The 19,093-nt window shown below is 74.2% G+C and carries 17 protein-coding genes; 6 read left to right on the forward strand and 11 right to left on the reverse strand.

The annotated features are described in order from the left end of the window. Positions 1–8: 8 nt before the first annotated feature. Both ACIOD1_RS11130 and ACIOD1_RS11135 read right to left on the reverse strand, forming a co-directional pair. Positions 9–773, reverse strand: coding sequence for a metalloregulator ArsR/SmtB family transcription factor (locus ACIOD1_RS11130; RefSeq protein WP_365613374.1), 765 nt, complete (start codon positions 771–773; stop codon positions 9–11). A 118-nt stretch (positions 774–891) separates the two neighbouring features. Then, the gene (locus ACIOD1_RS11135) at positions 892–1,839 is read right to left on the reverse strand and encodes a helix-turn-helix domain-containing protein (protein ID WP_401901615.1); all 948 of its coding nucleotides are present in this window, start codon (positions 1,837–1,839) and stop codon (positions 892–894) included. Between the two features lie 116 nt (positions 1,840–1,955). Here ACIOD1_RS11135 and ACIOD1_RS11140 point away from each other — a divergent pair, with 116 nt between their 5' ends. Further along, complete coding sequence (locus tag ACIOD1_RS11140; protein WP_401901617.1) at positions 1,956–2,987, forward strand: saccharopine dehydrogenase family protein; 1,032 nt, start codon at positions 1,956–1,958, stop codon at positions 2,985–2,987. 25 nt (positions 2,988–3,012) lie between these two features. Here the strand turns inward: ACIOD1_RS11140 and ACIOD1_RS11145 are convergent, their stop codons facing one another. The 3 genes from ACIOD1_RS11145 to ACIOD1_RS11155 form a co-directional block, all read right to left on the reverse strand. Then, the gene (locus ACIOD1_RS11145; protein WP_401901619.1) at positions 3,013–5,772 is read right to left on the reverse strand and encodes an AAA family ATPase; all 2,760 of its coding nucleotides are present in this window, start codon (positions 5,770–5,772) and stop codon (positions 3,013–3,015) included. A gap of 246 nt (positions 5,773–6,018) precedes the next feature. Next, positions 6,019–7,797, reverse strand: a complete 1,779-nt coding sequence (locus tag ACIOD1_RS11150; RefSeq protein ID WP_401901621.1) for a S8 family peptidase — start codon at positions 7,795–7,797, stop codon at positions 6,019–6,021. A gap of 373 nt (positions 7,798–8,170) precedes the next feature. Then, entirely contained in the window at positions 8,171–8,905 is a 735-nt protein-coding gene (locus ACIOD1_RS11155) for a DUF1838 family protein (RefSeq protein WP_401901623.1), read from the reverse strand. Between the two features lie 297 nt (positions 8,906–9,202). Here ACIOD1_RS11155 and ACIOD1_RS11160 point away from each other — a divergent pair, with 297 nt between their 5' ends. The 3 genes from ACIOD1_RS11160 (at position 9,203) to ACIOD1_RS11170 (ending at position 11,589) form a co-directional block, all read left to right on the forward strand. Then, positions 9,203–10,174 carry a DUF1996 domain-containing protein gene (locus ACIOD1_RS11160; protein ID WP_401901625.1) on the forward strand — a complete coding sequence of 324 codons (972 nt, stop codon included), beginning with the start codon at positions 9,203–9,205 and terminating at the stop codon, positions 10,172–10,174. Between the two features lie 96 nt (positions 10,175–10,270). After that, complete coding sequence (locus tag ACIOD1_RS11165) at positions 10,271–10,873, forward strand: sigma-70 family RNA polymerase sigma factor (protein ID WP_365612245.1); 603 nt, start codon at positions 10,271–10,273, stop codon at positions 10,871–10,873. Next, positions 10,870–11,589 carry a zf-HC2 domain-containing protein gene (locus ACIOD1_RS11170; protein ID WP_365612242.1) on the forward strand — a complete coding sequence of 240 codons (720 nt, stop codon included), beginning with the start codon at positions 10,870–10,872 and terminating at the stop codon, positions 11,587–11,589. The genes ACIOD1_RS11165 and ACIOD1_RS11170 overlap by 4 nt, the downstream gene beginning before the upstream one ends. An 85-nt stretch (positions 11,590–11,674) precedes the next feature. Here ACIOD1_RS11170 and ACIOD1_RS11175 read toward each other — a convergent pair whose 3' ends face one another. The 6 genes from ACIOD1_RS11175 to ACIOD1_RS11200 are packed head-to-tail and all read right to left on the reverse strand — an operon-like array spanning position 11,675 to position 17,104. Continuing rightward, positions 11,675–12,922 (reverse strand): cytochrome P450, encoded by a 1,248-nt coding sequence (locus tag ACIOD1_RS11175; RefSeq protein WP_365612239.1) that lies wholly within the window; start codon positions 12,920–12,922, stop codon positions 11,675–11,677. Further along, a complete protein-coding gene (locus tag ACIOD1_RS11180; RefSeq protein WP_365612236.1) occupies positions 12,919–14,148 on the reverse strand; it encodes a cytochrome P450 in 1,230 nt (409 codons plus the stop codon). The genes ACIOD1_RS11175 and ACIOD1_RS11180 overlap by 4 nt, the downstream gene beginning before the upstream one ends. Further along, on the reverse strand, positions 14,145–14,807 hold the full coding sequence (locus tag ACIOD1_RS11185; protein WP_365612233.1) for an ATP/GTP-binding protein: 663 nt from the start codon (positions 14,805–14,807) through the stop codon (positions 14,145–14,147). Before ACIOD1_RS11185 ends, ACIOD1_RS11180 begins: the two co-directional genes overlap by 4 nt. Beyond that, positions 14,788–15,144, reverse strand: a complete 357-nt coding sequence (locus tag ACIOD1_RS11190; protein WP_365612231.1) for a DUF742 domain-containing protein — start codon at positions 15,142–15,144, stop codon at positions 14,788–14,790. Before ACIOD1_RS11190 ends, ACIOD1_RS11185 begins: the two co-directional genes overlap by 20 nt. After that, positions 15,141–15,542 carry a roadblock/LC7 domain-containing protein gene (locus tag ACIOD1_RS11195; protein WP_365612228.1) on the reverse strand — a complete coding sequence of 134 codons (402 nt, stop codon included), beginning with the start codon at positions 15,540–15,542 and terminating at the stop codon, positions 15,141–15,143. Before ACIOD1_RS11195 ends, ACIOD1_RS11190 begins: the two co-directional genes overlap by 4 nt. Next, positions 15,539–17,104, reverse strand: coding sequence for an ATP-binding protein (locus tag ACIOD1_RS11200; protein WP_365612226.1), 1,566 nt, complete (start codon positions 17,102–17,104; stop codon positions 15,539–15,541). Before ACIOD1_RS11200 ends, ACIOD1_RS11195 begins: the two co-directional genes overlap by 4 nt. Before the next feature lie 230 nt (positions 17,105–17,334). Between ACIOD1_RS11200 and ACIOD1_RS11205 the strand changes: the two genes are divergently transcribed. Continuing rightward, on the forward strand, positions 17,335–18,249 hold the full coding sequence (locus tag ACIOD1_RS11205) for a hypothetical protein (protein WP_365612223.1): 915 nt from the start codon (positions 17,335–17,337) through the stop codon (positions 18,247–18,249). Beyond that, positions 18,246–19,037 carry a RimK family alpha-L-glutamate ligase gene (locus ACIOD1_RS11210; RefSeq protein ID WP_401901629.1) on the forward strand — a complete coding sequence of 264 codons (792 nt, stop codon included), beginning with the start codon at positions 18,246–18,248 and terminating at the stop codon, positions 19,035–19,037. Before ACIOD1_RS11205 ends, ACIOD1_RS11210 begins: the two co-directional genes overlap by 4 nt. The last annotated feature ends 56 nt before the right edge of the window (positions 19,038–19,093 follow it).

A 19,093-nucleotide genomic window follows, 5' to 3' on the forward strand; every position in this document is an offset into this window, starting at 1 on the left:
GGCGCGGGTCACTTCTCGCGGCCCGACCACGGGGCCAGGGCCATGGGCTTGCCGGTCTCCACGTACGTCTTGAGGTTCGACAGGACCATGGACCAACCGCCCGTGATCTGACGCAGGGCGGTCTCGTCGCGCAGGCTCTCGTGGGTGACGGTCAGCCGGACGCTCCCGCCGTGGGGCGCGAGGTCGAACGTCACCCGCGAGGGGCCGCCCGGGTCTTCCACGCCCGGCTCGGCCCAGGTGACGACCAGCCGGCGCGGCGGGAGCGACTCCACCACGGTTCCGACGACGTCGGCGGTGCCGGAGCCGTCGAGACGGCGGTGCTCCCAGGAGGATCCCGCCTGCCAGTCGGAGACGTTGGCGTGACCCCAGTAGGCGGCCGTGGCGTCGGCGTCGGTCAGGGCCTGCCAGACCACCTCGGGGGTGGCCTCGATGTAGGTGGTGTAGACGAATCCGGGCCTGTCGTTCATGGCTTCCTCGGCTCTTCTCTTCAGTGCGCCGAGCGCCCTCAGTCGGGGTCGCTCGAACTTGTCGATCCACCGCTCCTGGATCTCGTGGAGCGGTACGGGATTGAGGTAGTGGAGCTTTTCGCGCCCCCGCCTGACCGTGCTGATCAGCTGCGCGGCCTCCAACAGACCCAGGTGCTGGGTCGCGGACTGGCGGGACATGGCGACCCCCTCACAGAGCTCCCCCAACGTCTGCCCGTTGTCACGGTGCAGCCGGTCGAGGAGGAGCCGGCGGGTCGGGTCGGCCAGGGCCTTGAAGACCTTGTCCACGTCGGTGCTCTCACCGCTGTCACTGCCCTCGGTTGTCACCTCTCCATCATGCAGGCAAATACCTGCATGTCAAACAGGACGCGCCCGACGGCATGGACCGACAGAGGGAAACCTGAGGTCAGGCGGGGTTCGCGCTGCGGAAGGAGCGGCGGTAGGTGTCCGGCGGGACGCCCACGATCCGCTTGAACTGGCGCCGGAGCGTCGTGGCGGTACCCATGCCGGTGGCGACGGCGACCGCCTCGACGCCCAGATCGGTGGACTCCAGCAGCTCCTGCGCGCGGCGCACCCGCTGGGTCAGGAGCCACTGGAGCGGGGTCTGCCCGGTCACCGACCGGAACTGCCGGCCGAGGTGGCGCGGGCTCGTGTTGGCCTTGCGCGCCATGTCGGTCACGGTCAACGGCCGGTCCAGCCGTTCCTGGACCCAGGCGAGCAGCTGGGCGAGTGCGTGGTCGCCCCTGACGTGCATCGGCGTGGAGACGAACTGGGCCTGGCCGCCCGGGCGGTGGGGCGGCATGACGAGCCGGCGGGCGACGGAGTTGGCGATGGCGGCGCCGTGGTCGAGGTGGACCAGGTGGAGGCAGAGGTCCACGGCGGCGGCCTTGCCCGCGGCCGTGAGCACGCTCCCGTTGTCCGTGTAGAGCACGTCCGCGTCGACCACGGCCAGCGGATGGCGCGCGCCCAGTTCGGCGGCGTGGGCCCAGTGGGTGGTGGCCCGGCGGCCGTCGAGCAGGCCCGCGGCTCCGAGCACGAACGCCCCGGTGCACAGGGAGGCGACGCGGGCCCCGGCCTCGTGGGCCGCGCGGACGGCTTCGACCAGCTCGGGCGGCAGCGGATCGTCCACGTCCGCACAGGCGGGGACGATCACGGTGTCGGCCTCGACCAGACGCTCCAGACCGTGGTCGGGCTCGATGGTGAACGGCCCGACGCGTACCGGCCCCGGCCCGCAGAGCTGTACGTCGTACCAGCCCCCGGTGGCTTCGAGCGGCGGATTGCCGAAGATCTCGTAGGCGACACCCAGCTCGAAGTGCAGCAGGTGGCCGACGGCCGGGAGCGCGACGGTGGGCATGTCCGAAAGTGTACGGGTGATGTCGTTCCGGACCATCACGGTCGCGCGCCCCCGCCGCCGAGACTTGACCCACAGCGGCAACGAGGACGACGACGGGGACGGGGACGGGGAGAACGATGGGTACGACGGCGACAGTGGTGGTTTACGGGGCGACGGGACACACGGGGCGCTTCGTCGTCGCGGAACTGCGCAGGCGCGGCTTCGGCGCCGTCGTCTCGGGGCGGAACGCGGGACGGTTGGAGGCGATGGCGGTCGAGTGGCCGGAGGTGGTCGTACGTCCGGCCGCCGTGGACGACGCGGGTTCGCTGGACCGCGCCCTCGCCGGAGCGGCGGCCGTGATCAACTGCGCGGGACCGTTCGCGGTGACGGCGGGGCCGGTGGTCGAGGCGGCGCTGCGCGCGGGGATCCCGTACCTCGACGTCGCCGCGGAGATCGAGGCGAACGCCGCGATGTTCGCCGACCACGCGGAGGCGGCCCGGAAGGCGGAGCTGCCGGTGGTGCCGGCGATGGCCTTCTACGGTGGGCTGGGCGACCTCCTGGTGACCGCGGCGATGGGCGGGTGGAGCGCGGTGGACGAGGTGGAGGTCGCGTACGGGTTGAGCGGCTGGCACCCGACGCCGGGGACCCGGGTCGCCGGCGAGGTGTCGCACGAGCGGCGCGGGGGACGGCGGGTGAGGTTCACCGGGGGCGAGCTGCGCTACCACGACGACGAGGTCACGCGCGGGACGTGGACCTTCCCGGAGCCGCTGGGCCGGCGCGCCGTGGTCTCCGAGTTCACCATGGCCGACGTCGTCACCGTGCCCAGCCACCTGGAGGTGCCCGAGGTCCGCACCCACATGACGGTCGAGGCCGCGGGGGACCTGGCCGGCCCGGACACGCCGGCCCCGGAGGCGGTCGACGAACTCGGGCGCTCCGACCAGACGTTCGTCGTCGACGTCCGGGTCCGCGCCGGTGGGGTGGAGCGCCGGGCCACGGCCCGCGGCCGGGACATCTACGCGATCACCGCCCCGCTGGTGGTGGAGGCCGTCGGGCGGGTCCTGACGGGGCGGGCGCGGACCACGGGCGTGGCCTCGGCCGGGGCGATGTTCGACGCGGCCGACTTCCTGCGCGCGCTCGCCCCGCACCTGACGGTCGAACTCCCGCACTGACCGGCTCGGGGGCGGGGGCCGGAGGTCAGTGGCCGCGCAGGGCGGTGGCCAGTTGGGCGCGGGAGCGGACGTCGAGTTTCTGGTAGATCCGGGTGAGGCGGGCCTCGACCGTCTTGACGCTGAGGAAGAGCTTCGCGGCGGCCTCCTGGTTGCTGGCGCCCCCGCCGACGAGGAGGGCGAGGCGCGCCTCGGCCTCGGTGAGCGCGGCCAGACCGGGATGCGGGGCGGCGCTCTCGGGGGCGGTGTCGCGGGCCAGGTCCCGCCAGGGGCCGGCACCGGCCCGGCCGAAGACCTCGGCGGCGGCCCCCAGCGCGGCCCGGGCGGGCGCCCGGCGTCTGCGGCGGCGCTCCACCCGGGCCAGCGCGAGGAGCGTACGGCCGTGTTCCAGGGGGAGGCCGAGGGCGGCGAACCGGGCGGAGGTGTCCTCCAGCAGGGCGACCGCCTCCTGGGCCCCGCCGCGCGCCGCGAGGGCGAGGGCGCGGGCCCGGTCGAGGGCGGCGAGGACACCGGTGCGCCCGAGGGCGCGGGCCACGGGGGTGACGGAGTCGAGGAGGTCCAGGGCCTCGCCGGGGGCGTCCGCGGCGACCAGGGCCTCGGCGAGTTCGCCGTGCCAGCGCAGGATCGAGGGGTCCACCACCTGCTGGGCCTCCTCCAGGGCGGCGACCCGACGGAGGGTGGCGACGGCCTTCGCGGCCTCGCCCGTGGCCAGTTGGACGGTGCCGAGCGCGTACAGGGCCCGGGACAGGAAGACCTGGTCGTGTTCCTCCTCGGAGGCCTGGATGCCGCGTCGGGCGTAGCCGGCGGCGCGGGCGAAACTGCCGCCGGCCGCCTCGGCGGTGGCGGCGACGTACCAGGCGGGGCCGGGTGACAGGCCCGCCTCGATGGTGAGTTCCAGGGCGCGGCGGGCGTGCGCGGAGCCGGCGGCGCAGCGGCCCCGGCGCAGTTCGACCTCGGTGAGGCTGCGCAGCACCTCGAAGACGTCCTCGGCGGATCCGGTGCGCTGGACGGCGGGCAGCAGGGTGAGGAGGCGGGCGCGGGCGTCGGCGAGCCGGTCGTCGAAGAGGGCGTGTCGGACGGCGAGGTACTGGGGGGCGTTGCGCATGCCCAGGGGTACGTCGGGGACGGGCAGGGCGAGGGCTTCGGCGAGGATCTCCTCGGCGTCGGGGTCCGCGAGGATGCGGCCCATCCGGGCCCGGACGGTGAGGGCCATGGCCTCGGCGACCTGGTCCCCGCCGGCCTTGGCGAGGGTTCCGGCCCCGGCGGCGGCGTCGCGGGAGCGGACGGGATCGCCGTCGCTGAGGTTGTGCTTCCAGGCGATGCGGAGTTGGACGGCGGCCCGTAGGGAGGGGTCCTCGGCGGCGTCGGCGACGGCGTGGGCGAAGGTCTCGTCGAGGTCGGCGAGGGCCTGGCCTGCGGCGTCGATGACGGCGAGGCGGGCCCGTACCCGTTGGGCGGGCGAGGCGTCGCGGGCGAGGACGGCGCGGGTGGCGCGGCGGGCGAGGTCGGCCCGGCCGGCCCAGCCCGCGTCCTCGGCGGCTTCGACGAGCCGGGCGAGCTGCTCCTGCGGCCGGCCGGCGGGGGTGCGTTCGGCGGCGAGGAGGCCGAGTTCGGCGGCGAGGTCGCGGCGGCCCCGGCGGCGGCACGCGTCGGCGGCCGCGGTGATCTCGGCGGCGAGCGGCGCGTCGGGGGCGTCCACGGCCAGGGCGCGGTGGCGCACGGCTTGGACGGGGTCGTCGACGGCGCCGGCGAGCGCGGCGTGTCCGGCGGCCCGCTCGGGCCAGCCGGCGTCGGCGGCGAGGGCCGTGGGGAGGGCTCCGGCGGTGAAGGTGACGGCCCCGTCCTCTCCTACGGTGACCAGCGCGGCCCCTTCGGCGCGGGCGAGTTCCGCTTCGGCGTCGGGGCGGCCCGCGCGGCGGAGCAGGGCGGTGGTGGGGCGGGCGGCGAGGGCGGCGAGCAGCAGGGTCCGGCGGGTGCCGTCGGGGACCTCGGCGAGCAGCCGCCGGGCGACCTCGCGGGCCGGGCCGGAGACGGGGAGCGGGTCGGCGTGGTGGGCGGCGCCGTCGCGGTGGCCGGCGGCTTCGGCGAGGGAGTGTCCGAGGGCGAGGGCGAGGCGTGGGTTGCCGCCGCTGGCCTGGCGGATGCGGCCGGCCAGGCGGGCGGGCAGGCCGTGGCGCATGAGCAGTTCGGCGACTTCGTCGGCGCCGAGCGGGGGGACGCGGATGGCGGGGGTGCCGGGGCCGCAGAGGGGTTCGGCGACGGGGGCGCCGCCCTGGACGCATTCGGCGGCCAGGACGCGGACCCGGGGCGGGGTCAGGCGCAGGGCGAAGCGGAACAGGTCGGTGCTCTCGGCGTCGAGCCACTGGGCGTTGTCGAGGACGAGCAGGACGGGGCCGGGGTCGGCGAGGATGCGCAGCACTTCGACGAGGGCCAGGCGCAGGGCGACGTGGTCGCGGCCGGCGCGGGGGGTGTCGGCCTCGCGGCGCAGCAGGGCGATGGCGGTGCGTTGGGGGCCGGCGAGGCGGTCGAGGACGTGCGCGGGGACGGAGGCGAGCAGGGCGGCGGCCGAGGCCTCGGGTATGGACCGGTCGGCGGCTTCGGGGGTGAGCCGCAGGACGGTCTCGCCCCGTCCGTGGGCGGCGTCGGCGACGGCGCGGGCCAGCTCGGTCTTGCCCGAGCCGGCGGGTCCGGTGAGGACGGCGCGGCCGTGTGTGGTCAGCGCCCGGTCGAGCGCGGCGATGAGTTCGCCGTGTCCGACGTTGGTGTCAGCGTGCCCCGTCGCCGCCACGCACAGCCACCAGCCTTTCGCGCCCCAGTTCTGTGCCTTTCCTGTGAGACGCGACAATACGAGGTCGACCGCCGGAGAGACCCGGATTGTGACGCAGAATTCAATCACCCGACCGGAAAGCACGACGGACCTGCCGGTACGGGAGGTACCGGCAGGTCCGCGGGGCCGCTTGGTCCGTACTATCGGCCCGTCAGGGGGGAGTTGGGGGGCTCCACCGGATCGGGGTCGGCCGGACCGGGGGCCGGGCTAGAAGGTCAGGCTCCAGGAGTCGATCTTGCCGGTGTCGCCGCCGGCGTTGTCGTTGACCCGGAGCTTCCAGGTGCCGTTGGCGACCTCGGAGGAGGCGTTGACGGTGTAGGTCTGGTTGATGTTGTCGGCGCTGCCGCCGGCGCGGTTGTGCAGGGTGTACACGGTGCCGTCGGGGGCGACGAGGTCGACCTTGAGGTCACCGATGTAGGTGTGGACGATGTTCACGGCGACCTTGAGGGCGGCCGGGGCGTTGCCGGTCACACCACTGACGGTGAGGGGGCTCTCCACGGTCGCGTTGTCGGCGATGGCGAAGTCGGCCGTGTTCTCGAAGGCGGGGGTGGTGGGCGTCGTGGAGGTCACGGCGGCGACGGTCGCGGCCGCGTCGGCGAGGCCGGTGCCGCAGCCGCCGGTGCAGGTGCCGGCCAGGGGGCGGGCGTTCGCCTTGATGGCGGACTCGACCTGGGCCGGGGTCAGGGAGGGCTTGGCGGCGACGAGGAGCGCGGCGAGGCCCGCGACGTGCGGGGCGGCCATGCTGGTGCCCTGGTAGGGCTTGTAGATCTCGGCGCCGGCGGTGGTGGTGCCCGCGTTCAGCGAGGAGAGGATGCCGTTCTCCGGGGTGGTGACGGTGCCGGGCGTGTCGGTGGCGCGGCGGGTCTCACCGCCCGGGGCGGCGACGTCGATGATGGTGCCGAAGTTGGAGTAGAAGGAGCGGTCGCCCGTACGGTTGGTGGCGGCGACGTTGATGACGTTGTTGCAGCTGGCCGGGGTGAAGCCGGCCGCGTCCGCGTTGCTGTTGCCGGCGGCGACCACGACGGTGGTGCCGCGGCCGACGGCCGCGTTGATGGCGTTCTGGTAGCCGGCGGTGCAGGTGCCGGAACCGCCGAGGCTCATGTTGATGACCTTGGCGGGGGTGGCGTTGGCCGGAACGCCCGCGACGGAGCCGCCGGAGGCCCAGGTGATGGCGTCGACGATGTCGGAGGTGGCTCCGCCGCACTTGCCGAGCACGCGGACGGGCTGGATCTTGGCGTTGTAGGCGATGCCCGCGACGCCCTTGGCGTTGTTCGCGGCGGCGGCGATGGTGCCGGCCACGTGGGTGCCGTGCCAGGAGGAGTCACTGGCCTTGGAGCCGGTGCCGCACTCGCCGGCGGCGCTCCAGTCGCCCTGGTCGGCCGGGTTGTTGTCGCGGCCGTTGTTGTCGCGGGCGGCGGCGGAGTCGGAGATGAAGTCGTAGCCGGCGACGATGTTGGGCGCGACGTCGGAGTGGGTCACGTAGCCGGTGTCGATGACGGCGACGGTGACGCCCGAGCCGGTGGTCTTGTCCCAGGCGGCGGGGACGTTCATGCCGGCGGTGGGCTCGAAGAGGTCCCACTGCTTGGTGTACTCGGTGTCGTTGGGGGTGCTCATCGCGTAGGCGCGGGAGTCCGGCTCGACGTAGGCGACGTCCGGGTCGGCCCGGAACTGGGCGATGACGCCGGCCGCTTCGGAGGGGGCGACTGATCCGCCGAGGTTGACGAGGGCCGCGCCGGTGCCGAGGCGGCGGTCGAACGTCGCCTTCTTGCCCGCCTTCTTGCCCTTCGCGGCGGCGTCGTCGGCGGCCGCGGTGTTGGAACTGGCCTCGGAGGCGGAGGACTTGTATCCGACGATGAGCTTCTCCACCGGGGCCGCGGCGGGGCTCGCGGGGGCCGCTGCGGCGGGGAGGGTGGAGGTGGCCGGGTCACCGGAGGCGGTCACGGCCACGGAGGCGGTGGCCGAGCCGGCGAGCAGGGTGACGGACATGGCCACCACTGATATGAGCCGTCGTCTGGATGCGTGCACGTGGTTCCCCTTCAAAGGCCGCTTCCGGGCGGGCCGGAGCGGCCGGTCGGTGCAGTGTGGGAGGTGTACCGGCGGCCGCGGGGCCGGGGGCGGGCTGGTCAGACCCGCCCCGGCCACCGCCGCGCGCCGCGTCGCCCGGCCGCGTCGGCGGGGCTGGGCGACGGCGTGCCGGAGACCGCCGCGCCCCGTACGGCTTCGCACCATGTGGGGTGGGTACGAGGGCCGTTCGGGGAGCGGAAGATCGCCGGTGGGCAGACAGTAGGCAACGCGGCGGTGAACCCGATACGGGGAAAACCCTTGTCCGGACCCTGCCGCCCCTCCCTCCGCTCCGGGGTTACCTCGGGTTGAGCTTGCGGAACCAGGTCCAGCTGGACTCGTTGGGCTCGGTCCACTTCTCGGGGGCGTGGGCGAATTCCGGGTGGTGGTGGGCGATGTAAGCCCGGGTGCGCTCGGGCACCTCGGCGTAGGAGCCCAGCTTCACGCCCCGGCAGTGGAAGGTGAGGCCGCCCGGCGCCTGCCCCTGTTCCATCCACGGCAGCCAGGGGGACATCCGGGTCCACGACATGGTGGCGGGGACGCTGGGGGCGTCGCCGGCGAGGGCGGCGGCGGGGGTGAAGAACTGGAAGAGCTCCAGGGCCCGGTAGGTGTCGTCGGCCGAGTTCTCCGGGTAGTCGGCGACGGGGAGCGGGGAGGGGTAGGCCAGGGGGATCTCCAGGCTGAAGCAGACCTGGTCGCCGAGTTCGGTCCGGGGGACGGGGAAGGGGCGCCACTTCTGGTTGGCCGGGTCGTTCCAGACGTGGACGACGGGCTTGCCCTGCCAGGTCTCCAGGATCTCCCGGCTGCCGGGGTCCAGGTAGAAGGCCGCCTCGCGGGACAGCATCCGGTAGCCGCCGCCCTCCTCGCCGGCCTCCAGCCGGGCGACGTTGACGCCTTCGAAGCCGAAGAGGCGCCGGTAGGGCTCGCCGGGGGCCCAGGAGTGGATGTCGCCGGACCACCAGTAGGTGACCTCGGAGCCGTCGAGGGATACGCGGGTGCGGGCGAAGGAGCGCAGCAGATCTTCCGGTGTCATACGGAGAACTCTGCGCGGTGGCGGGCGGCCCGGGCAAGCACGGTCCGGGCCAACGCACGGCCGCCGCGCGGGCCGTGGCGGGGGTGTGGCGGGGGGCCGGGGGGCGGGCCGTGGCGGGGGGGCCGGGGGCGTGGCGGGGGGGCAGGGCGGGCAGGGCGGGGCCCTGCGGCGGTCGGCGGGGACACGGCTTGTGGAGCCCGCGCCCCGCCGCACCCGCGACACCTACAGGACACGGGCGTGCCCCTCGTAGGGACGCCGGGTTGACGACCGTGCCGGGCAACGGCGAGCGTGACCGTCATGGGGAACGAACACCGACTTCTCGCGCTGCTGGTCTTCCTGGTGCTCGGCACCGGGCTGGCCGCCGCCGCGCTGGGCGCCACCCGGGCCGACCGGGCGGGCCAGGGCTCCGTGTCGGGCGGTCGCGTCGACCCGCGCGAGGTCGTGCCCACCGCCCCGGCCGGGCCGGACGCCTCCGCGGGGCGGGTGAGCGTGGCCTGCGGCCGCAACGCGGAGGGCCACTGGAACGAGGACAACCTCGTGGTCTCGCCCGGGCTGCGGGCGGGCGCCCACCACACCCACGCCTACGTCGGAAACCTGTCCACCGACGCCCTCTCCACCGACGCCTCCCTGTCCGCCTCCGCGACGAGCTGCGTGGGCGGCGACCGTTCCACCTACTACTGGCCCGTCCTGCGCCGCACGGACCGGCCCGGCGACCGCGGCCACGAGGGCGCGGCCGGGCACGGCAACACCGGCGAGATCCTGCCGGAGGAGTCGGTGGCGGTGGAGTTCCGGGGCAATCCCGTCGGCAAGGTCGTGCCGATGCCCCGCTTCCTGCGCGCGATGACCGGCGACGCGGTCGCGTACACGGCGGGCAGCGGCGCCGACGTGCGCGCCCGCTGGGGGTGCTCGGGCTCACCCGACCGGTTCACCACGCGGTACCCGCGCTGCCCGGCCGGCCAGGCCGTCACCCGTACGCTCGTCTTCCCGAGCTGCTGGAACGGACTGGACACGACGGCCCCCGACCACCGTTCCCACCTCCGCTTCCCCTCCGACCGCGGGGTCTGCCCCCGGGACACCTTCCCCGTGCCCGAACTGCGCCTGACGCTCTCCTACGCGGTCGCGCCCGGCGTGCCGATCGCGCTGGACTCCTTCCCCGAACAACGGCACAGTCCCGCGACGGACCACGCGATGTTCGTCGACGTGATGACCGATGCCCAGATGGGCGCACTGGTGGCCTGCCTCAACGAGGGACGCGCGTGCCGGACCTGAATCCAACCCCCAGTGACGCAGCTCACATGAACCACGGGTGTGCCCAGGGCGTGTTCCGACCGCACCACGCGATACGAGGCGGACGGAGAGGGTGAGATGGCCGGACCACTGTGGCCCCGCGCACGGCGGGGCTCGACGGACGAGGCACTGATCAGGGCGGTCTACGAGGAACACGGCAACGCCCTGCTCGCGTACGCCACCCGACTGACCGGGGACCGCGCCGCCGCCGAGGACGTCGTCCAGGAGACGTTGATCCGGGCCTGGCGGCATTCCGAGGTGCTGGTCAACGGGAAGGGTTCGGTGCGCGGTTGGCTGCTCACGGTGGCCCGCAACATCATCACCGACCGGTACCGGGCGAAGGCGGCCCGGCCCCCGGAGGTGTCCGGTTCGGCGGCGGCTCCCCCGGTGGAGGGGGACCACGCGGACTCGGTGGTGGACGCGATGACGGTACTGGGCGCCCTGGACCGGCTTTCGCCGGAACACCGGGACGTGCTCACGGAGTTGTACTACCGCCAGCGCAGCGTCGCCGAGGCCGCCGACCGACTGGGCATTCCGGCGGGCACGGTGAAGTCGCGCTCGCACTACGCGCTCAAGGCGCTGCGCGAGGCGTTCACGGACGGCGGCAGGGATGCCGTGGGGGACAGACGATCAGGCCGGCCGCCCCAGCAGCCCGGCGGACTGCGGGAGGTGGTGGCGTGAACCGGCAGCGGCACGAGGAGGAACTGCTCGGCCCGTACGTGCTCGGCGTCCTGGACGAGGAAGACGTACGGCGTGTGGAGGAGCACGTCGGCGACTGTGTGCGGTGCCGGGAGGAGGTGGCCGCGTTGCGTGAAATGGAGAGCGTCCTGGGCGAGGTGCCGGAGGAGGCCTTCCTCGACGGGCCTCCGCAGGGCGGCGACCTGCTGCTCCAGCGGACCCTGCGCCAGGTGCGCGGGGAACGGGCGTCGGGCGCCCGGCGCAGGTCGGCCCTGGTGGGGCTGGCCGCTGCGGCGGCGCTCGCGGCCGTGTTCTGGTCCGGTTCGCAGTGGGGCGGCTCCGACGGGGCGATCCGCGCGCAGCCCGCGCCGCCGTCCCCGAGCGCCTCGACGGCGCTGCCGGTGCCGGGGGTCCGGGTGGCGTCCGCGACGGACCCTGACTCGGGCACGCGGATGACCGTGCAGGTGACCCCGGCGCCCCGGTGGATCCGCGTGCACGCGGCGGTGACCGGGGTGCCCGCCGGCGAGCGGTGCCGGCTGGTGGTGGTCTCGAAGGACGGTACGCGGACCACGGCGGGCGGCTGGGTCGTGGGCACGGCCGAGCACGGCGAGGGCAAGGGCGCGGCGCTGGACGGTTCGGCGGCCGTGGACCCCTCGCAGGTGAGGGAGGTCCGGGTGGAGAACGAAGCGGGCCGGACCTTCGTCGCCGTACCGGTGTAGGGGGCGACCTCGGGGGCCCGGGAGCGCGTGTCGCTCCCGGGCCCCCGCCGCGCGGCCGTGGGCCGGCCCGGAACGCGGGCGGCCGTCAGACCCCGGTGGTCGCGAGCTTCACCGGCAGGTCGAACAGGTCGTTCTGGGTGAGGATCGGCTTGTTGCGCAGCTCCTCGCGGGTGACGGCGAGGCTCAGCTGCGGGAAGCGGGCGTAGAGCGCCGGGAGGGCCACCAGGGCCTCCAGGCGCGACAGGGCCGCGCCGGGGCAGATGTGGGGGCCGTGGCCGAAGGAGATGTGCCGGTTCGGGGTGCGGGTGGCATCGAACTCGCCCGCCGTCGGACCGAACTGGGCCTCGTCACGGCCGAGCGCTCCGAAGGAGACGATGAGGCCCTCGCCCTTGGGCAGGATCCGGTCGCCGACCTCGACGTCCTCGGTGGCGAAGCGGATCAGGACGTGCGAGGTGGGGCTGGACCAGCGCAGGGTCTCCTCGATGACGTTCTCCCAGGGGACCTCGCCCGCGAGGACGAGGGCGCGCTGCTCGGGGTGGGTCTCCAGGGCGACGACGGCGTTGACGATCAGGCTGATGGTGGTCTCGTGACCGGCCGCGACGATCAGCTGGAGGGTGTTGGTGATCTCCTCGGTGCTGAGGTGGTCGCCGTCCTCGGAGGCCGCGATGAGCGCGCTGGTGAGGTCGTCGCCGGGGTTGGCGCGCTTGTCCTCCACGATCCGGGAGAACAGGGCGCCGAGGTCCGCCATCATCTGGGGGACCTCCTCGGGGAGGGTCTGGCTGGAGAAGAACTTCTCGAAGAGGGCCTTGAGGCGCGGGTGTTCGGCGGCCGAGACGCCCATCAGGTCGCTGATCACGTTCATGGGCAGCGGGTAGGCGAAACCGGCCTTGAGGTCGACGGTCTCGCCCGCGGGGAGGGCCGCGAGCTTGTCGAGCATCCCGGTGGTGAGGTCCTCGATGCCGGCGCGGAGCTTCTCGACGCGGCGGACGGTGAGGGCCTGGGCGACGAGGGTGCGCAGCCGGCGGTGGTCGTCACCGTCGACGGTGAGCATGGAGCGGCCCGGGTTGGCAAGGCCGATGAGCGGCCAGTCCGAGGGGATCTCGCCGCGCTGCCAGGCGCCCCAGACGTCGATGTCCTTGACGACGCGGGGGTCGGTCAGGAGTCTTCTCGCCTCGGCGTGGCGCGTGACGGCGTACACGGGTACCCCGCCCGGCAGGACGACCTGGACGAGCGGGCCGGCGGCGCGCAGGGCGGCGCTCTCGGCGGCGAGGTCGGCGACGAAGGGGTCGAGGACGATCGGGGCGGGGCCGGTGTGGTCGATCGGGCAGGTCATCTGATGGCTCCAAGGGCGGGTGTCGGGGTGTAGGTCACGGGAAGGCCGCTCAGCCCGCGCAGCCACGGCGAGGGGCGCCGGGTCAGTCCGGCGGCGGCGCCGGCGAGGTCCACGTCGGGCAGCCGGTCGAGGAGCACCTCGATGCCGGTCCGCGCGATGACCTCGGCGACCTCCTGGGCCGGGAAGGGGCAGCGGTGTTCTCCGTGTCCGAAGGAGAAGAAGGCGTTGTTCCCGCCGGTCAGGGCTCCCGCGTCGGTGCGTACGTGCGGGTCCCCGTTGGCGGCGGCCAGGCCCAGCAGGACCAGGTCGCCGCTGCCGATCTGCTGTCCGCCCAGCTTGGTGTCCCGGGTGGTCCAACGTCCGGCGACGTTCTGGGTGGGGGTGTCCTCCCAGAGCACCTCGTTCATGGCCTCGCCGACGCTGTGCCGGCCACCGGCCAGCGAGGCGGCGAAGCGGTCGTCGGTGAGCATCAGGTGCAGCGAGTTGCCGATCCAGTCGGCGGTGGGCTGGTGGCCGGCGGCCATCATCACCATCAGGTCCTGGGCGACCTCGTCGAGGGTGAAGCCCGCCGTGTTGGCGAGCATCCGCGAGGCGACGTCGGGTCCGGGCTCCGCGCCCTTGGCGGCGAGCAGGCCGTACATGGACTCGCCGAGGTGGCGCTGGCCCTCCAGGGCCCCCTCACGGCCGTTGATCATGTCGTTCATGGCGGTGACGAGGCCGGGGCCCTGCGCGTCGGAGAAGCCGTAGAGGCGGGCGAGCACGCGCAGGGGCAGGAGCATGGCGTACTCGCCGACGATGTCGCACTCGCCCTTGCCGCACAGCCCGTCGATCAGCTCGTCCGCGAAGCGTTCGGCGTGCCCCTTGAGTTCGAAGGGGTCGACGGCTTCCAGGGCGGCGGAGATGACGGCGGCGCGCTCGCGGTGGCGCTCGCCCGTGGTGTAGAGGATGGACGGCTGCTTGCGGCCGATCATCGGGAGCAGGGGCCAGTCCGCGGGGATGCGGTCCCACTGGTTCCACAGGTCGGAGTCCCGGGAGAACAGTTGGGGGTCGCTGGTGACCTGGTGCAGTTCGCGGTAGCCGAGGACCAGCCAGGCCGGCACGTCGCCGTCGAGGACGACCGGGGCCACGGCGCCGTGGTCGCGGCGCATCTCCCGGTACAGCTCGACGGGGTCGGTCTGGAAGCGGGGGCCGCCGAGGTAGACGGGCGGGTGCTCGGGGGTGGTCACGGGGTGTGCTCCGGAATCGTCGGCGGGGCGTCCGGCCGGCCGGGCCGGGAAGTCGGTACGAGCTGGTGGCTCATCAGGTGTTGGAGGTGCTCGACGAGGGAGATGAGCACCTGCTTGCTGGAGTCGCGCGAACGCGCGTCGCACAGCAGCAGCGGCACCTCGGGCGGCAGGTCGAGGGCCTGGCGGATCTGGTCCGGGGTGTGGGCCGGTCCGCCGAAGTCGTTGCAGGCCACGACGAAGGGCGTGCCGTGGTGTTCGAGCCGGTCGATGGCGTACCAGGAGTCGGCGAGCCGGCGGGTGTCGACGAGGACGACCGCGCCGAGGGTGCCGGAGAACAGCCGGTCCCACAGGAACCAGAAGCGTTCCTGGCCGGGGGCGCCGAAGAGGTAGAGCACGTTGTGGGCGTCGAGGGTGATGCGGCCGAAGTCGAAGGCGACGGTGGTGGCGGTCTTGGAGGCGACGGCGTCGGTGTCGTCGACGGCCTCGCCCGCCTTGGTCATCGTCTCCTCGGTGTTCAGCGGACGGATCTCGCTGACCGAGCGGACCATGGTGGTCTTGCCGACGCCGAAGCCGCCGACGATCACGATCTTCAGGCCGTTGTCGGCGGTGCTGCTGAGGGTCTGGCGGGGTTCGACCCGTTCAGAGGTTGCGGAGTCCAACGAGCACCTGCTCCAGGATGTCGGGATCGGGAAGGCTGTACGTCGACGGGCGCGGGTGCCGTGCGCTGATGCGTCCGGTGTCCAGGAGGTCCGCGAGGAGGATCCGTACGATCGACACCGGCAGGCCGAGGTCGGCGGCGATCTCGACGACGGCCGTCGGGAAGTGGCACATGCGCAGGATCGCGCTGTGCTCGGACTGCATGCCGGGGACCGGGTCGCACTCGGCGACGATCAGGGTCACCAGGTCGAAGGCGTCGGATCCGGACCGGGTACGACCGCCCGTGAGGGTGTAGAGCCGGTCCGGGGAGTCGTCCCGGCCCGGCCTGCTGCGGCTCAACCCCTGGGCCTGGCGATCAGATGCTCGCTCAGCTGCTCCACCAGTTCGGACATGTTGTGGCCCACCAGGCCCGCGTCGGAGTCCTCGGCGGCGACGAGTGCGAGGTGCGCGCCCTCGCCGGCCTCGACGATGAACAGGATCCCCCCGTAGAACTCGGCCATGGCCGAGCGGACTCCCCCGGTGCCGTCGCCGAACTCGATGGACGCGCCGTGGGACAGGCTCTGGATGCCCGCGGCGATCGCGGCGAGCTGGTCGGCCTGGTCGACGGACAGCTCGGGGGTGCGGCACAGTTTGAGGCCGTCGCGGGACAGCACGAGGGCGTGCCGCGCGCCGGGTGTCCGCTCCAGGAGTCCTTCCAGGAGCCAGCTGAGCGTCTCGTCGGTGGTGGAGCCGGTCATCGCGTGTTGCCTTCCGGGTGCGGGGTGTTCGTGGGCTGCTGCGCCGAGGTGCCGCGCACGGCCTGGCGGAAGCTGCCGAAGCGGGCTGCGGACCGGGACGCGCTGCCGGGGGCGGCCGGGGTGCGGGCCGCCGCGTCGGTGGCGTCGGGCTCCTGGTCCAGTTGGAGCTGCGCCGCGGCCAGGGTCCGGCCGCGCCTCCTCTGGGGCAGTCCGCTCTCGCCGAGCACCGGGTTGCGTCCGGTGGATTCGGAGTCCTCGGGGTCCCGCGCTTCGGCCGCGTCGACTCCGGGCCCTTCGCCGGGACCCGTGTGCGCGGGCTCGACCTCGGCGCGCGGGGCGGGGACCCTCGCGGGGGCCGAGAGGGGCGCGGGCGGGGGGAGGAGCGCCGGGGCGGGCACGGGATCGGCCGCGCTGCGGCTGATCAGTTCCTGCGGCAGCATCATGAGCGCACCGGTGCCCCCGCGCGCGGAGGGCCGGAAGGAGACCGTCAGCCCGTGCTTGCGGGCCAGCCGGCCCACGACGGCCAGGCCGAGGCGGGTTCCGGAGAGTCCGGCGAGGTCCAGCGACTCGGCGGTCACGGCCTGTTCGGCGCGCCGCAGTTGCACCTCGCTCATGACGAGGCCGCTGTCCTCGACGGTGATGATGACCCCGGCCGGGACCTCCTCCACGTACACGTGGACCTCGGCGGTGGGCGGCGAGAAGTTCGCGGCGTTGTCGAGGAGTTCCGCGAGGGCGTGCATGACGCCCTCGGCGGCGTGTCCGGCGACGGCCGCCTCGCTGGTGGAGTGCAGCCGGACCCGCTGGTAGCCGCCGATGCGGCCCATGGCCCCGCGCAGGATCGACTCCATGACGATCGGCCTGGCCCAGCGGCGGCCCGAGCGGGCGCCGGTCAGGACGGCGATGGAGTCGGCGAGTCGGCCCGCCTGGGCGGTGCGGTGGTCGAGGTGGAGGAGGTCGGTGAGGACGTCCTCGTCGGCGTGCCGGTGCTCCATGTCCCGCAGGTCGGCGAGCATTCCGGTGGCGAGGGCCTGCATCCGGCCGGCCGCGTTGGCGGCGGCGGCCATGGCGGCGGCCCGCCCGGAGCGGGCGCGGCGCAGTTCCTCGGTGAGCTGTTCGCGGGCGGCGTTCCCGGTCGCGGTCAGCCCGTGCACCTCGGCGGCGTGGGTCGCGGTGAGGCGGTCCAGTTCGGCGGCGTGCGCGGTGGTGAGGTGGTCGGTCTCGGCGCGGTGGGCGGTGGCGAGCCGGTCGCGCTCGGCCGTGCGGGCCGCGATGTCGCGGTTGGCGTCGGCCGTGAGGCGGGCGATGTACCCGTCACGGGCGCCGACTTCACCGGCGAGCGCTTCGGAGCGGGCGCGCAGGTTGCGGGTGGTGCTCGTCTGCCAGGTCACGGCGCAGGCCGCGCAGGACAGCAGCAGTGATCCGAATCCGGCGAACCAGCCGAGGGGCGACTGCACGCTCAGCGGGGCGGCGGCCACCGCCGCCGTGGAGAGGGTGCCCGTGGCCGCCGCCGTGACGAACAGGGCCAGCGCGGAGGGGCGAAGGGGGGAGGGCGACGCCGTCATTAGTCAGAGCCTCAAACCGGGCGTAAATGGAAGACAGGGTTCCTGTGGCAACGAGGCACAACTATAAGAGGATTACTGATCGTTTAGGAAAGGTATTGACGAATATTACGCTCAGTAGCGCCCACTAAGGCTGCTTCTGGAGCGGTTTCGGGGCTATGGCGTGGCATCCTGTGACGTCACAACTCGCCGGACGGTATCGGCGGCGGACGTCCGGAATATGGGGAAGGTCCATGAGGCTCTGCTTCCTGGTGGAGGAGCACTACCGCCACGACGGCATGCCGAACGAGGTGATCGGGCAGCTGACCGCGTGGGGACACCGGGTGGACGTGGTCCGTCCCGGCGGTTCGCTGCTCCGCATGACCGACATCGCGCGCACGGGCGCGCACGACGCCTGGGTGCTCAAGACGGTCTCCGGCGGGCCCGGCCTGACCCTGCTCGAAGCCGCCGCGGCGAGCGGCATGACCACGGTCAACGACGCCCGCTCCATCCGGGGCGTGCGGGACAAGGCGCTGGCCGCCGCCATCGGGCGCGCCCAGGGGTTGCCCCTGCCGGTGACGTACGCGGTGGCCCGGCCCGAACTCCTCGCGGAGATACCGGACCGGGACTACCCCCTCGTCGTCAAGCCCGCCGACGGCAGCTCCGGGCGGGCCGTGCACCTGGTGCGTTCGCCGGGCGACCTCGCCGCGCTGCTGCCCCTCCTGGCCGGCGAGGGGATGCTCATCGCGCAGCCCTACGTGCCGAACGGGGGCACCGACATCAAGGTGTACTGCGTGGGCGGGGAGTTGTTCGCCACCGAGCGCTGCTCGCCGCTGCACCCCGACGCCGGGGTCCGCGAACGGCGGGTCCCGCTGCCGGCGGAGGTCGCGGCCGTCGCCGCCCGGGTGGGCGAGGTCTACTCCCTGGACCTGTACGGGGTGGACGTGCTGCTGGGCCCCGACGGGCCCGTGGTCGTCGACGTCAACGACTTCCCGAGCTTCCGTCAGGTCCCCGACGCCGCCGCCCGGGTGGCGCGCGCCGTACTGGACCTGGCCCGTGGCGCCGGCTCCGGGCGCGCCCCGGCCGTGATCCCGGCCCCCGCGCTCCCGCTCACGCTGCCGGTCCCGATCCCGCTGCAGGTCGCGGCCGGGGCGGGGGACGGCGCGTGAGGGTCGGGCTGATCACCCGGGATCCCGGGCACCCGCTGCTGGCGGCCACCACCGCGCTGCTCACCGGCGCCGGGCACGTGGTCGACGTACTGGACCCGGAGGCGGGCCCCGGGGCGGCGGCGGGCGCGCGGGCCGACGTACACCTTCTGAAGGCGCGCACCCCGGCCGCGCTGGCCCTGGCGGGGGAGCTGGAGCGGCGGGGCGCGCCCGTGCTCAACTCCGCGGCGGCCACGCGGCGGTGCCAGGACCGCACCGGGATGGCCGAACTCGCCCTGCGGGCCGGGCTGCCCTTCGCCGCCGGTCGGACCTTCCGGGCGCTCGCCGAGGTGGAGGGCGCGGCCGGGCTGCCGTGGCCGATGGTGGTCAAGAGCCGGGCCAGCCGCAAGGAGGACCTGGTGGCCCGCCTGGACTCTCCCGCCGAACTGGCGGGGCTGACGGGGCGTTGGGGGCGGGAGCCGGTCGTGGTGCAGGAGTTCGCGCCGAACAACGGCTGGGACCACAAGGTGTGGGTGATCGCAGGCCGGGTCTTCTCGGCGCTGCGCCGCTCCGAACTGGCCGCCCCCGAAGGCGGATCGGCCCGCGCCTCGGCGGGACTGCCCGAGGCCTGGTCGGCGTTGGCGCTGCGGGTGGGCGAGGTCTTCGACCTCGACGTCTACGGGGTGGACCTCATCGACACCGGTGACGCCGGCCCGCTCATCGTCGACGTCAACGCCTTCCCCGGCGTCCGGGGCCAGGCCGGGGCGCCCGAGGCCCTCGCCGGCCTGGCCCTGGCGCGCGGTCGGCGCTGAGCCGCTCCGCCCGGCCGCCCGTTCCCACGGCCCACGGCCCCACGGCCCCACGGCCC

It is taken from the genome of Streptomyces sp. NPDC088097 (assembly GCF_044741845.1).
In the GTDB taxonomy this organism is placed as follows: domain Bacteria; phylum Actinomycetota; class Actinomycetes; order Streptomycetales; family Streptomycetaceae; genus Streptomyces.